This is a genomic window from Kribbella sp. NPDC049227, assembly GCF_043197265.1.
In the GTDB taxonomy this organism is placed as follows: domain Bacteria; phylum Actinomycetota; class Actinomycetes; order Propionibacteriales; family Kribbellaceae; genus Kribbella.
Genome location: NZ_JBICST010000007.1, coordinates 47940 through 61488, shown reverse-complemented (window position 1 = coordinate 61488; position 13549 = coordinate 47940). Strand labels below are relative to the sequence as shown.

The 13549-nt window shown below is 66.5% G+C and carries 15 protein-coding genes; 6 read left to right on the top strand and 9 right to left on the bottom strand.

What is annotated here, in order from left to right; all coding sequences use genetic code 11:
* Window positions 1–18 precede the first annotated feature (18 nt).
* Window positions 19–921: an NADP-dependent oxidoreductase gene (locus tag ACGFH6_RS29860; protein WP_393390663.1), complete on the top strand. Its 903-nt coding sequence runs from the start codon at window positions 19–21 to the stop codon at window positions 919–921.
* Here the strand turns inward: ACGFH6_RS29860 and ACGFH6_RS29855 are convergent.
* Together ACGFH6_RS29855 and ACGFH6_RS29850 are read right to left on the bottom strand one after the other, a co-directional pair.
* On the bottom strand, window positions 892–1212 hold the full coding sequence (locus ACGFH6_RS29855; RefSeq protein ID WP_393390662.1) for a hypothetical protein: 321 nt from the start codon (window positions 1210–1212) through the stop codon (window positions 892–894). The genes ACGFH6_RS29860 and ACGFH6_RS29855 overlap by 30 nt on opposite strands.
* A 131-nt stretch (window positions 1213–1343) precedes the next feature.
* Complete coding sequence (locus ACGFH6_RS29850; RefSeq protein ID WP_393390660.1) at window positions 1344–1901, bottom strand: nuclear transport factor 2 family protein; 558 nt, start codon at window positions 1899–1901, stop codon at window positions 1344–1346.
* A 541-nt stretch (window positions 1902–2442) separates the two neighbouring features.
* Between ACGFH6_RS29850 and ACGFH6_RS29845 the strand changes: the two genes are divergently transcribed.
* On the top strand, window positions 2443–2736 hold the full coding sequence (locus ACGFH6_RS29845) for a hypothetical protein (protein ID WP_393390659.1): 294 nt from the start codon (window positions 2443–2445) through the stop codon (window positions 2734–2736).
* Window positions 2737–2998: 262 nt separating this feature from the next.
* A complete protein-coding gene (locus tag ACGFH6_RS29840) occupies window positions 2999–3319 on the top strand; it encodes a HesB/IscA family protein (RefSeq protein WP_393390658.1) in 321 nt (106 codons plus the stop codon).
* 6 nt (window positions 3320–3325) lie between these two features.
* On the opposite strand, the gene ACGFH6_RS29835 is transcribed toward ACGFH6_RS29840, so the two are convergent.
* The 6 genes from ACGFH6_RS29835 to ACGFH6_RS29810 form a co-directional block, all read right to left on the bottom strand.
* Window positions 3326–3700 carry a cupin domain-containing protein gene (locus tag ACGFH6_RS29835; RefSeq protein WP_393390656.1) on the bottom strand — a complete coding sequence of 125 codons (375 nt, stop codon included), beginning with the start codon at window positions 3698–3700 and terminating at the stop codon, window positions 3326–3328.
* The gene (locus ACGFH6_RS29830; protein WP_393390654.1) at window positions 3697–4182 is read right to left on the bottom strand and encodes a hypothetical protein; all 486 of its coding nucleotides are present in this window, start codon (window positions 4180–4182) and stop codon (window positions 3697–3699) included. Before ACGFH6_RS29830 ends, ACGFH6_RS29835 begins: the two co-directional genes overlap by 4 nt.
* Before the next feature lie 121 nt (window positions 4183–4303).
* On the bottom strand, window positions 4304–5563 hold the full coding sequence (locus ACGFH6_RS29825) for a dihydrolipoamide acetyltransferase family protein (RefSeq protein WP_393390653.1): 1260 nt from the start codon (window positions 5561–5563) through the stop codon (window positions 4304–4306).
* Entirely contained in the window at window positions 5563–6531 is a 969-nt protein-coding gene (locus ACGFH6_RS29820; protein ID WP_393391720.1) for an alpha-ketoacid dehydrogenase subunit beta, read from the bottom strand. The genes ACGFH6_RS29825 and ACGFH6_RS29820 overlap by 1 nt, the downstream gene beginning before the upstream one ends.
* 10 nt (window positions 6532–6541) lie before the next feature.
* Window positions 6542–7588 carry a pyruvate dehydrogenase (acetyl-transferring) E1 component subunit alpha gene (pdhA, locus tag ACGFH6_RS29815; RefSeq protein WP_393390652.1) on the bottom strand — a complete coding sequence of 349 codons (1047 nt, stop codon included), beginning with the start codon at window positions 7586–7588 and terminating at the stop codon, window positions 6542–6544.
* Between the two features lie 14 nt (window positions 7589–7602).
* Window positions 7603–8808 carry an acyl-CoA dehydrogenase family protein gene (locus tag ACGFH6_RS29810; protein WP_393390651.1) on the bottom strand — a complete coding sequence of 402 codons (1206 nt, stop codon included), beginning with the start codon at window positions 8806–8808 and terminating at the stop codon, window positions 7603–7605.
* A 54-nt stretch (window positions 8809–8862) separates the two neighbouring features.
* Between ACGFH6_RS29810 and ACGFH6_RS29805 the strand changes: the two genes are divergently transcribed.
* From ACGFH6_RS29805 to ACGFH6_RS29795, 3 genes are read left to right on the top strand one after another with little or no spacing between them, the layout of a single operon-like run.
* Window positions 8863–9933, top strand: coding sequence for an Ldh family oxidoreductase (locus tag ACGFH6_RS29805; protein ID WP_393390649.1), 1071 nt, complete (start codon window positions 8863–8865; stop codon window positions 9931–9933).
* A gap of 35 nt (window positions 9934–9968) precedes the next feature.
* Window positions 9969–11216 (top strand): chromate efflux transporter, encoded by a 1248-nt coding sequence (gene chrA / locus ACGFH6_RS29800; RefSeq protein ID WP_393390647.1) that lies wholly within the window; start codon window positions 9969–9971, stop codon window positions 11214–11216.
* On the top strand, window positions 11213–12199 hold the full coding sequence (locus tag ACGFH6_RS29795; RefSeq protein ID WP_393390645.1) for an NAD(P)/FAD-dependent oxidoreductase: 987 nt from the start codon (window positions 11213–11215) through the stop codon (window positions 12197–12199). The genes chrA and ACGFH6_RS29795 overlap by 4 nt, the downstream gene beginning before the upstream one ends.
* 59 nt (window positions 12200–12258) lie before the next feature.
* Here ACGFH6_RS29795 and ACGFH6_RS29790 read toward each other — a convergent pair whose 3' ends face one another.
* Complete coding sequence (locus ACGFH6_RS29790) at window positions 12259–13488, bottom strand: NAD(P)/FAD-dependent oxidoreductase (protein ID WP_393390643.1); 1230 nt, start codon at window positions 13486–13488, stop codon at window positions 12259–12261.
* Window positions 13489–13549 lie beyond the last annotated feature (61 nt).

Genomic DNA, 13549 nt, shown 5'->3' with positions numbered 1-13549 from the left:
CCGGAGGTAGATACCTTCATGCACGCGGTGCAGATCAACCGTTTCGGCGGTCCAGAAGTCCTGGAAGTCCAGGAGGTAGACCCACCCGTCGTACGCGATGGAGAGGTTCTGGTGCGCACCGTAGCCACCAGCATCAATCCGATCGATCGCAAACTGCGGATAAAGGACCGGGAACTCGGATTCCCGCTCACCCTCGGATGGGACCTAGCCGGAGTGGTCGTCGAGAGTTCGGCGGTTGAGTTCGGCCCAGGAGATCGAGTGATAGGGATGTCAAACGTCCTCAACACGCGCAACGGCACCTGGGCCGACCTGGTTGCGATGCCGGCAGCGGACCTAGCTCCGGCACCGGAGAGCGCCAGTCTGATCGAAGCCGCCACGCTGCCGCTCGCCGGGCTCACTGCCCTTCAGACCTGGCGGTCTCTCGAGCCGAGGGACGGCCACCCCGCGAAGGTCCTGGTGATCGGAGCGGCTGGGGCCATCGGTGCCATCCTGGTCCAGCTGGCCGTTCATGCCGGCGTGGTCGTGGACGGCGTCGTATCACGACCCGAGCATCTGGACCCGGTCACGGATCTCGGGGCCGTCACCGTGACCATGGAATCCGCGAAACTTCCCGCCGGCAGCTACGCCGCCATCATCGACACCGTCGGTCTGCCGCAATCGGGGGTGGACGCCTCCAAGCTCCTGACGGCGTCTGGCCGGTACGTCGCGGTACCATCGGTGGCGGAGCTCCCTACGGATGCGGATGCTCGGAAGCTCTTGGTTGAGCGCGACCCCGCTGGGCTAAAGGAGCTCAGTCAAATGGTTGACGAAGACATCGTGCGCCTGCGTGTCGCCGGCGCCTACCCGTTGCGAGATATTCGTACGGCGCATACCCGCTTCGAATCGGGTGGGCTACTCGGCAAGATCGTAGTTGTTTTCTGATTCTGCATTCCGCCTTGCCGGACTCGCTTGGTACTTGAGCACAGCAACAAGTCGGGCAAGGTGCACCCATAGCCCGCACACGACATCCAGAGGGCTCTCCGCAGCGCCGCTGGTGCTGTGGACCGACCGGACCCCGGCTTCGATTGCCGCCAGCAACAGTTCTGACGTGGAACCGGCGTGCGTGAAGTCCACCAGTACATCAGCGCCGGCCAGCCGGTCGGCGACGTCGTCAGCGCACCGGATACCGCCGACCACGGAAATGCCCCGCTCTTGCGGTAGGCGTTCGCTCATCACTCGCCCATGTGGCAGTCAGGACCAGCGATGACGACCCGGATATTGTTCTCCGTCGATCTATTTCCCGTCACCGTTATGCCCTTCGTGGTCAACTCGAATCCCGACACACTCCGGCCGGAAGCGGTCAATCAGTCCACGGCCTCGCACATCAATTCCTCAACCTCGCTGGACTTCTCGACCGCATCGGTATACAGGGAGATGACATGGTTGAGGTCGTTGGTGATCCAGCGCTCGACAATTTTCCACTCTCCGTCGATCTTCGCGAGCCGTCGAAGGTCTGTTCCGGCGACGGCAAGCGTCTGACCGTCCTTGACCAACATTGCGTAGTGATATGCAGTTACATACGCTTCCCCAGCCGTCACGAAACGTACGAGTACATTCGTCCAGAAATGGCGCGCCGAGACCCAGTAGTTGAACAACAGTCGGTAGTTGTCTCGAATAGCTGCAGTACCGGAGACCTTGCCGCGAGGATTCGTGATGACGCAGTCGACGGCGAAGAAGCCCATGACCGTTTCCAAGTCACGGTTGTCGAAGGCGTAGCCATAGGCAGTGAAGTCATCACGAATAGCGTTCTCTTCATCCCTTAGGCCAGCCCGTACGACATGGGAGACCCCTTCTGGCCACCGCGGTAGTGCGACTACGGCCTGCAAGTTCGTCAGCCCGCCATCGCTGATCGTCAGCACCATTCACGACTCCTCTATAGCGATCGTTCGCCTCATCTCGAACTCATGTTCGTGCGGCGGGCCCCACGGCGGCTCGTCTGAGATATTGATATCATAGCTCGATATCGCATGGTGGAGAAGAAGTGCGACTGTTGGATCGACGGGTTGCCTGGTACCCGCAGCGGTCCGGCCGGAACGTCGGAGTGATCGCACGCGACGTGCCCGGCGACTCCACCTCCGGTCACGACGGAGGCGTAAGCGGTGGCTGAGTTCGTTGAGGCGGGTACGCCAGGAGTCCTGCGCGCCGTACCCCGAGTGCTTATCCATCCACTGTGCCATTGGCGATTCGGTGGTCCAGGTGCCCCAGCTCGCTCACACCCATGGCTGACGCACTTCCCGTGAGCGAGCCAGCCGCGACGCGTCAAGTACATCGCACGCACGAGCTATCAGGTGACCCCGCTCGCAGTCGAGTCGCATCAACGCCGCTGGCCGGCTCAGAGGCAGATCGCCTCGTGATGGTGGCCGAAACTCCGGCGTTGGCAGCGGCCGTCAGGGCCTACGGCCAATGCGGGCAACAGCTGTGCGTACTGTGTTCGCGAGATGCTTGCCATGGGCATCAATTCGGTTGACGGCAAGTTGGTCATCGTATCCGGTTCCGAAACGTAGCGACGTACATGATCGAAGGGCCCACGTCTGGGACGTACCGACCCAGGTCGCATGGCCGTGCGCAACGCAGAACGTGCTCGATGAGTCGGACACCCGGACGCTGATTCGCAACGGCTGCATCGCGGTCGGCGAGGGCGGAGCCATCGGCCTGTTCCAGGACGCGGGGTCGCCTTCGCACCCGACAACGCGGTGAACGCCTGCGTGCTCGCTGCGTCCGCGGTTGAGGTGCAGCAGATCGCGAGCCGCGAATCGTTCACGTTCAGGCAGACAAGGACCGGCCGGCCGCGATCGACATCCAGCGGCGCTGCCACGAGACAGCCGAGGAGAGGAGTACGGCGCCCGGGCAACTATGCGCTAGGCGCCAACAACGCCGGCTTCCTGCCGGTTGCGGAGACATTGCTCGCACTTGGTCGTCTACGACTGCGTCACTATCATTATCGATGTACGATATAGACATGACTGTGACCACACAATCCGCTCGACTGACCCCCGCCGCCGCCACAAAGCTGAAGGAGCTTGACGGCGGCGCCAAGCCGATCCTGCATCTGTACGCGGTCGGGGAGACCTGCTGCGGCGTACGGTTCGAGATCGCATTCGCCGACCAGGTCGGAGACGGATTCTCGGTCAGCGAGCTCGATGGCGTCCGGCTCGTCGTCGATCCGACGAGCGCACCCTACTGCGCGGGCGCGACGGTGGACTTCCTTGAGACGCCGGAGGGCGCAGGCTTCACCGTCAACGCCCCCGGCAGCGGCACATGCGGCTGCCCGGGGCGTTGACGAGCGTCACTTTCCCGGCGCCTCGGTGCCCGGGACGTCGAAGCGAAGCTCGATCTGCAATGTGTCAGCCTCGAATCGCAACGCGTGCTGCTCGCCCGCACGAGTCTGGTACCACTGACCGGGGCCGACCTTACGCTCACCCGAGTCAGTGACGAGCACCATGCCGCCCGCGATGATCACCGTCGCATTGTCGGTGGTGTGATCGTGCGACGGCAACTCCGCGCCCGCCCGAGCGGTGACGAACAGAATCTCGCACCCGTCCGCGGCTAACCGCCGGGCCCGGATGTCGTCGCCCGAGACCTGCAGCGCCCGGATCGACGTGGGCAGACCAGATTCCAACTCCACCATTCCCCATCCACGTGTTCGTCGCTTGCGGTTCATTGCCGGCCGACCTGGCCGTTACCCGAGGGAGCGTCGGCTGCCGGCTCCATGGCGCCCAGGTGCAGGCCTTTCGGTGGCTCACCGGGCAACTCCCAGCGGATGTACGAATAGCCTGACTCGCCGTGCAGCGAGTTGGCCATGTCAGTGGCCGCCTGGAATGCCGCCTCGAGCGCCTCCAGATCCTGCGCCTCCATCGCGGCCAGTACCGGCGGCACCGCCTGCCGCTGGAACCGCGCCATTCGCTCCCGGTGTTTGGGTCGCAGGGTCACCAGGGTGTTCTCCAGCTTCACCACCCGGCGCAGGTAGTAGTCGGCGAGGCCCCAGTTGCCGCCTCGCGCCGCGTAGATGAGGTGCCACCAGCACTCTCCGACCCGAGTCATGATCGTCGCGGTGTCAGGCAGCGCTTCGGACATCTCCGCCAATGAGAGCTCGTTGTCCTTCGTCGGGACCTTGACGTCCGAGACGAATGGGAACTCAGCCATGTCTTCAAGCCTCCTTGCCGCCTGCGCCTCAGGCGGACACTCAGTCTTTAATATCGTTTAGTGATAAGGAATCCCGCGAGCACCTCACCGTCCACTGCACGCCTTGTGCAGCGGTGGTTCCTCATGCCATGAACAGGACGGGTTCGGCGATCACCTCCGCCAGCCGAGCCAGGAAACGCCGTCCCATCGCACCGTCGACGACCCGATGGTCGTACGACAGCGACACCGGCATCAGCGGAGCGACCGCCAGTTGCCCGTCGCGCACGACCGGCTTGTCGGTCGCCCGTCCGAGCGAGAGAATCGCGGTCGTGCCCGGCGGAACCAGCGGCGTGCCATACCCGGTACCGCCCACGGCACCGATGTTGGACAGCGTGAACGTCTGGCCGGTCATTTCGGCTGCGCCCAGCTTGCGAGCGCGCGCACCCTCGCCAAGCCGCACGACCTCGTCGGCGAGGCCGAACAAGCTTCTGGCGGACGCGTCCCGGACCACCGCAACCATCAGACCGTCCGGTGTGTCGACCGCCAGGCCGATGTCGTGCCGGCTGTGCACGACCAGCGTGTCGCCGTCGAGCGAGCTGTTGAACTCCGGGAACTCGCGCAGCACCGGCAGCACCGATGCCACCAGCAGCGCGTCAAACGGCACCGGCTTGCCGTAATGTCGCGACAGCGTCTTGCGTGCCGCCAGCAACCGGCCGACCTCGTGATCGTCGAATGCCGTCACCATCGGGATCTCCGACCAGGCCCGACTCAGGTTCGCCGCGATCGTCCTCCGCATTGCACTGAACTGCCGCCGCTCGTCCCCGGCGCCTCGGTGCTCGGGCGCCGCTGATGGCATGCCGCGGCCGTTGGATGCCGCGGGCCGCAATGCACGGGCAGCAGCCTGTACGTCGTCCCGGGTGATCCGCCCGTTCGGACCGGACCCTGTCAGCGACTGCAGCTCGACCCCGAGGTCCCCCGCGAGCTTGCGCACGAGTGGTACCGCTCGGGCTCGCCCAGCTACCGCCATACGCACCACCGGAGTGAGATCGACCGCCTCCTCCGACAGGCTCCCGACGATCGGCGCCACCGACTCACCAGGGACGCCCGCGACCGACGTGGCCGAGCCGGTGGACGCGGTGGTCGCACCTGTGCTCCAGGACTCGTCAGGGGTGCCGATGGCAGCCACGAGGTCACCGACCTCGAGCATGGAGCCCTCCTGGCCGCCGACGTGCAGGACCGTGCCAGCGTAAGGACTGGGCAACTCGACGACGGACTTGGCGGTCTCCACCTCGACCAGCGGTTGGTCCACGGCGACCTGATCGCCGACCGACACCAGCCAGCGCACGACCTCGGCCTCGGTCAGCCCTTCGCCGATGTCGGCCAGGCGGAACTCGCTCGCCATCACGCCTCCACGGCGTTGCGCGCACCGGCGACGATGCGCGCGGTGGTGGGCAGGTAGTGGTGTTCGGCACGTTTCAGCGGGACCACGGTGTCCCAGCCGGTCACCCGAACGACGGGTGCGAGCAGGTCGTAGAGGCAGTGCTCCTGAATGAGCGCAGTAATCTCGGCAGCGAAGCCCGCTGTTCGTGGCGCCTCGTGGACGACGACCGCGCGGCCCGTCCTGCTGACGGACGTACAGATGGTCTCGAGGTCGAGCGGTACCAGGCTGCGCACGTCGACGACCTCGGCTGACGTCCCCGAGGCGGCGAGGCCGTCGGCCGCGGCCCGGGTCTCCTTCATCATCGCGCCCCAGGACAGAAGGGTGACGTCACTGCCTTCGCGCTCGATCGACGCGCTACCGAGCGGCGTCCGGAACGACTCCACGGGGACGTCCTCCTTCACCGCGCGGTACAGCCGGATCGGCTCTAGGAAGATGACCGGATCGGGGTCCTCGACAGCCGCGCGCAACAGGCCGGCGGCGTCCCTCGGCCGCGACGGTACGACGACCTTGAGACCCGGCACATGTGTGTAGAGCGCCTCAGTCGACTCCGAATGGTGCTCGGCCGCGCCGATTCCGCCGCCGTACGGGATCCGGATCACCAAGGGTGCGGTGAAGCGGCTCCGAGACCTGTTCCGGATGCGGCTGATGTGACTGATCACCTGGTCGAATGCCGGATAGGAGAAGCCCATGAATTGCATCTCCAGCACTGGCCGCAGGCCACCGACGGCCATCCCGAGTCCGACGCCCGCGATCGCCGACTCAGCGACCGGCGTGTCGATCACCCGGTCGCCACTGAACTTGTCCCGTAGCCCGTCGGTGACGCGGAATACGCCGCCTGTCAGGCCGATGTCCTCCCCCATGAGCACCACGTCATCGAGTTCGTCCAGGGCCCGGGCGAGTGACTGGTTGATCGCCTGGGCAAGCGTCATCGTGGGCAACTCAAACCTCCTCTGCCGATAGCGATGCCTGCCGTGCAGCCAGTTCCCGCTGAGCGGACAGTGACGACGGCAAGTCGGCGTACATGGCGTCGAAGATCTCGCCGGCGCCGAACGCGGGGAGCGCCTCGGCCGCGGTGATGGCACGCTCGACCTCGGCAGCCGACTCCTGTTCGGTCTGTCGCTGCAACTCGGCACTCCATGAACCGGATGCCTCCAGATGGCGACGGAGCCGGTCGATGGGGTCCCGCCGTCGCCAACTGTCGGTCAGCTCGGTACTGCGGTAGCGGCTCGGGTCGTCGGCGCTGCTGTGCGGCCCGATGCGGTATGTCATGGCCTCGATCAGCGTCGGCCCGCCACCGGCGCGAGCACGCTCGACCGCATCGCGGGTCGCGGCATAGACGGCGAGCACGTCGTTTCCATCGACCTGAACACCGGGCATGCCATATCCCGCGGCCTTGTCGGCGATGCGTTCGGCAGCAGTCTGCTGCGATGTCGCCATCGAGATCGCCCAACCATTGTTCTGGCAAACGAAGACGCACCCGACACGGAACACACCGGCGAAGTTCATCGCCTCGTGGAAGTCGCCCTCAGAGGTGGCGCCGTCCCCGAACGACGTGAGCGCGATGCGCTGGCTGCCGCGGAGCCGCTCGGCCCAGGCCAATCCGACCGCATGCACCATGTGCCCACCGACCGTGATCGAGGGCGGCAGCACGTTGACGGCTTGGGGCGGACAACCACCGAGTTCGTGGCCGGTGCGGCCTGCGAACAGCAGCTCCATTGGGTAGCCCTGCATCCACATCGCCGCTGCGTCGCGGTATGTAGCTACCAGCCAGTCGTCGGGCGCGAGCGCGGCGACGCTGCCGATCTGGACGGCCTCCTGGCCTTCGAAGGGCGCGTACGTCGCCAGACGGCCCTGCTTCTGCAGCGCGCTGCCCTTCCGGTCATATGCCCGAGCGGTGACCATCGAGCGCAGCAGCCGTACCGCTTCCTCTGTGCCCACAGGTGACTCAGCGACGAGCTCGCCGGCCGGGTTCAGGATCTGTTCCATACCTGAGCCGGGTCTCAACGGAACGCGTTCTGGCCGGTGAGGGCCTGGCCGATGACCAGAGTGTGCACCTCGACCGTGCCCTCGTAGGTGAGTACGGACTCGAGGTTTGCCATGTGCCGCATCACCGGGTACTCCTGCATGATGCCGTTGGCACCGAGCACGGTGCGGGCGGTGCGGCAGACCTCGAGGGCCGCCCGGACGTTGTTGAGCTTGCCGACACTGAGCTGCTCGGGCCGCAGACGGCCGGACTCCTTGAGCCGTCCGAGGTGCAGGGCCAGCAAGGTTGCCTTCTGCAGCTCCAGCAGCATCTCGACCAGCTTCTGCTGGGTGAGCTGGAAGCCGCCGATCGGCTTGCCGAACTGGGTCCGCGTGGCCGCGTAGTCGACTGCGGTCCGCAACGCCTCGCGTGCCGCGCCGAGGACACCGAACACGATGCCGAACCTGGCCTCGCCCAGACAGGACAGCGGCCCGCGCAGCCCCCGGGCGCCCGGAAGTTGCGCGCTGGCCGGCAGCCGCACGTTGTCGAGGATGAGCTCGGAGGTGATGGACGCCCGCATCGACAGCTTGCCCCGCATGTGCGGTGCGGTCAGACCGGGCGTGCCGGCGGGCACGAGGAACCCGCGGACACCGTCGTCAGTCCTGGCCCATACTACGGCGATGTCCGCGATCGAGCCGTTGGTGATCCACATCTTGGTGCCGTTGAGCACCCAGTCCGACCTGTCCCGGCGGGCGACGGCACGCATGCTGCCGGGATCACTACCGGAGTCCGGTTCGGTCAGGCCGAAACACCCGAGCACTTCGCCAGCCGCCATCCGAGGCAGCCAGGTCTGCTTCTGCTCCTCGGACCCGAATTTGCGGATCGCGGACATCGCCAGCGAACCCTGCACCGACACCATGCTGCGCAATCCGCTGTCGATCGCCTCCAGCTCGGTGCAGGCAAGACCGTAGCTCACGGCGCCTAGTCCGGGACAGCCGTAGCCCTCCAGGTGCATGCCCAGCACGCCGAGCTTGCCGAACTCCAGCATCAGGTCGCGCGCATCCTGCTCGGGCAGGCCGTGCTCGAACCAATTCGGCACCACATCACGCAGCCGCTTGTCGCAGAAACCGCGGACGAGCTCACGAGCGTCGAGCTCGTCTCGGCTGAGCAGGCTGTCGAGGTCGAGATAGTCGTTCACTGCGCTGGTGTCGCCCGATTGTTGGGAGGCAGGAGAAGTCTTCATATCGTGTTACGATACCAACTCCCGATAGCGATGTCGATGAGAGGACCCCGTGAGGTGACCGCGAGCTTGAGCGTCCCGACCGCCGAACGGATCGAGGCCGGTCGGTTGCACGAGTTCGGCCTGCAGGTGTTCGAGAAGTGCGGGATGCCGCCCGCGGATGCGCAGATCCTGGTCGACCATCTCGTCTGGGCCGACTTGCGCGGCATCTCCGGTCTGGGTGCGAACAAGATCCCGGAGTACGTCGCCAGACTCAACGCTGGCGTCATCTCCGCCACCGGTGGGGCACTGCGGATCGCCTTCCAGCGTGGCGGTTTTCTGGTGGTCGACGCCGAGGACTCCTTCGGGCATGTTGTCGGCTACCGGGTGATGCAGCAGGTGATCGCGACCGCGAGGTCGACCAGGGTCAGCGCCGCCTTGATCCGCAACACCACCTCGACCGGCGCCCTCGGCTACTTCGCGTCCATGGCCGTGCCGAAGCAAATGATCGGTCTCGCCATCAAGAACCGTCCGTCACTCCAACCATCATCGGGTCCCACCGAGAAGGTAGAGGGCAACCAGGAGTTCGCGGTGGCGAGTCCCGCGGGCGACAAACCGCCGCTGCTACTTGACATGGCAACGTCCGCGATCACGCTGGCCCGGATCCACGACGTCGAGCAGCGCGGCGAGCTACTTCCGGAAGGCGTAGCGATGACCGCCGATGGGAGGCCGACCACCGATCCGGTCGAGGCACTCGACGGGATGCTCCTGCCGATGAGCGGCGACCGCGGCTTCGGGCTCGCGCCTCTCTGGAAGGTTCTCACCGGCGTACTGTCCGCCAACGCGATGTACTCGACCGCTGTCACGTCAACAGCCGACACCAGCCGTCCGCAGCCTGTGAGCATGCTGCTGCTCGTGGTCGACCCGACAGTGTCCATGCCCTACGAGACGTTCGCTGCCCGCGTCGACGACCTCATCAGCCGGATCCACGACTCGCACTGGATTGGGAGGACAGAACCATTCCGGCTACACGATGAACGCAGCGCAGGCTCCGCAAGTATGCGCCGTGCAGCGAGCATCCAACTGCCTGCCACGTTGCGCGAGACGCTGGCGGCCATCGCTGCCGACCTCGGTGTCGCCCCGTTGTGACCGATCGACCCCAGCACGAAGGAGTTATCACGACCATGACGACCCACCAGCGCGGCGATGTGTCGGGCACAGCCGAGGAGGCCGGGCCGGAGACACTGACAAGCCCGCCGCGAGGATCCCTGCTCGAGGTGCTACTCGTGGCAACGCGGCTCGGGCTCACCAGTTTCGGCGGACCGATTGCGCATCTCGGCTACTTCCGCGACGAGTACGTGGTCAAGCGGCGCTGGCTCGACGACAAGAGCTATGCCGACCTCGTTGCGTTGTGCCAGTTCTTGCCCGGTGCAGCGAGCAGCAAGCTCGGTATGTCGATCGGCATCCTGCGCGCCGGCCCGCTCGGTGGGATCGTCGCCTGGATCGGGTTCACGCTGCCCTCCGCAATCGCGCTCACCGTCGCCGCGCTGGTGCTCGGCGGTGCCAGTGGCGACACGATCAACCTGCTGCACGGCCTGAAGGTTGTCGCGGTGGCGGTCGTCGCTCAGGCGGTGTGGGGCATGGCGCGCAACCTCGCACCGGACAAGCCTCGGGCCACGATCGCGGTACTGTCGGCCGCAGCCGTTCTCCTGCTCCCGGTGCAACTCGGCCAGATCACCGTCATCGTCGTCGGGGGTCTGGTCGGCTGGCGGCTGCTGCGTTCGGACGATACCGCCAGCGGGCCCGGAGTACGTGTCCCCATCCCGCGCTGGTTCGGCATCGCGTGCTTCGCGACCCTGCTCGTGCTGCTGGCCGGACTGCCGCTGCTGCGGGCTGCCGTCAACGCACAGGGGATATCGTTGTTCGACAGCGTCTACCGGTCCGGTGCGTTGGTCTTCGGCGGCGGCCACGTCGTGCTACCTCTACTCCAGGCCGGAGCGGTGTCGCCCGGCTGGATCTCGCAGGACCAGTTCCTCGCCGGCTACGGCCTGGCGCAGGCCGTCCCCGGGCCATTGTTCACCTTTGGCGCGTATCTGGGTGCCGCCATGGGACCGGAGCCCAATGGCATACCGGGGGCGGCCATAGCACTGGTCGCGATCTTCCTTCCCTCAATACTGCTCGCGTACGGCGCACTGCCCTTCTGGGGTGTGCTGCGCACCCGGCCTGCCGCACAGGCCGCGCTTCGCGGGATCAACGCCGGCGTGGTCGGCATCCTGCTCGCCGCGCTGTACAACCCGGTGTGGACCAGCGCGATCCTGCGCCCGGTCGACTTCGTCATCGCGTCGTGCAGCTTCGCGCTGCTCACGGTTTGGAAGGCTCCGCCTTGGGTGGTCGTCGTCCTCGCCGGCGTCGCCGGAGCTCTGGTGGCATGAGCTCGCCTGCCGAGGTAGACACAGATCTGCTGATTGTCGGCGCGGGGCCTGTCGGCTTGTACGGCGCCTACTACGCTGGTTTCCGCGGCCTCCGCACCACCGTGATCGACGCCCTGCCTGAACTCGGTGGTCAGATCACCGCGATGTACCCCGAGAAGCTCATCCACGACATCGCCGGTTTTCCGGCGGTCCGCGGCCGCGACCTCGTCGACGGCCTGGTCGCACAGGCGACCCCGTTCTCCCCCACTTACCTACTGGGCGAGACCGCGACCTCCCTGGACTACGACGGGGACCAGCCCGTGCTGGAGACCTCCACAGGGCGCACGATCCGCTGCCAAGCCGTCATTGTCACCGGAGGCATCGGCAGGTTTGATCCGAGACCGTTGCCGGTCGGCAACGAGTTCGCCGGGCGAGGGCTGGCGTACTTCGTACCGCAGATCGCGGACTACGCGGACCTGGACGTCCTGGTCGTGGGCGGCGGCGACAGTGCCGTCGACTGGGCCACCACCCTGCTGCCGGTGTCTCGCTCGATCACGCTGGTGCACCGGCGCGAGCGGTTCCGCGCGCACGAGCACTCCGTCATCGAATTGCGAGAGTCCGCGGTCAGGATCCTCACCAGCAGCGAGGTCTGCGCCGTACACGGGAACGGACGGGTCGAGGCCGTCGAGGTCGTGCACAAGCCAACCGAGGTGGTGGAACGCATCCCCGCGCAGGCAATCGTGGCCGCGCTGGGATTCGTCGCCGACCTCGGTCCGCTCGAGCAGTGGGGACTCGGGATCAAGGCACGGCGGATTGAGGTGGCGACGACGATGGCGACCAATCTGCCGCGCGTCTACGCCGCTGGCGACATCGTCGCCTACCCCGGCAAGGTCCGCTTGATCGCAGTCGGATTCGGTGAGGTCGCCCTCGCCGTCAACAACGCCGCGGTCGCCATCGATCCCTCACTCGACCTGTTTCCAGGTCACTCGACCCAGACCCTGTAGCTGGAGCGGTCGAGCCCGCTGGCAAGGCGGCGCAGCAGGCTCGACCGGTCTGTGGGAACTCAGCGCCGCAAGGAGAATCGCTCGGGCCGGTACGGCGCGAGGTCAAAGCTCGATTCGTTGCCGTCAGCAAGGTCACTGATCAGCCGACCCGTGATCGCGGCCTGGGCGATACCCCTGTGACCGTGTCCGAAGGCCAGATAGGCGTTGCTGTACCGCGGCGCGCGTCCGATCACGGGCAAGGAGTCCGGCATTGAGGGCCGGTAGCTCATCCACCACGGCGCTCCCTTCGTCGAGAGCTCCGGAAAGATCCGTCTTGCCGCGGCCTCGAGACGCTGGGCCCGCTCGCGCTTCGGCGGTGCGGTGAGTCCGCCGAACTCCACCGTGCCGACGATCCGTATACCACGCAACTCCGGCGACAGTGCGATGTGGTAGTCGCCGGAGATAACCGGGAAGCGCAGTCCAAAACCCGCGCCCGGCACCCGCACTCCGTAGCCGCGTTCGGTGTCCAGCGGGACGCGGGCACCGAGTTGGCGCGCCAGGTCCCGGGACCAGGCCCCGGCCGCGAGCACCACTTCCCCTGCCAAACGCCGGCCCGACGTGGTATTCACCCCCTCGATCACATCGCCGTTTGTCTCGAAACCTGTCACCGTCGCGATCTCGAGTTGTCCGCCGCCGTCCAGGAAGACCCTCGCGAGCGCCCGGGTGAACTCACCCGGCTCGGGCGTGTGGTGCGCGTCCGGCAGGTAGACGCCGTGCCTAAAACGGCCGGCGAGCAAGGGGTCGAGGGTGGTGATGGCCTCATCGTCAAGGACTTTGACTGACAGGCCCTGACGCTCTCGCAGCCCGATTCCGTACTGCGCGGCCGCGAACGACTCGTCCGTGGCGTAGCCGTACAGTAGGCCGCCCGGGCGGAACCACGGTTCGGCCTCGGTGCCAGTGATCAAGGCCCGGTACGACGGCAGCGCGGCGTCCATCAGCGCGGCGATGGCTGCGGCGATCCGCTCCACCTCGGCCCGCCGCCCGGCGCGTATGAACCGGAGCAGCCAGGGACTGATCCGGGGCAGGTAAGGCCAACTGATCGCGAAAGGCGACAATGGGTCGCGCAGCATCCGGGGCACCGATCCGAGCACGCCAGGCATCGCGATCGGCGCGCAGTCCCCGATCGAGAGCACGCCGCCGTTGTGCCCCGACGCACCGTCACCGGGAAGCGTCCGCTCAAGGACAGTCACCGAGCGTCCGCTGCGCTGCAGGCATAACGCCACGCAGATGCCCACCACACCGCCACCCACCACGATCGTGTCCGGCGGACCATGACGTCCGTCACCCGATGTCCGCACGACGGCCTCCTAC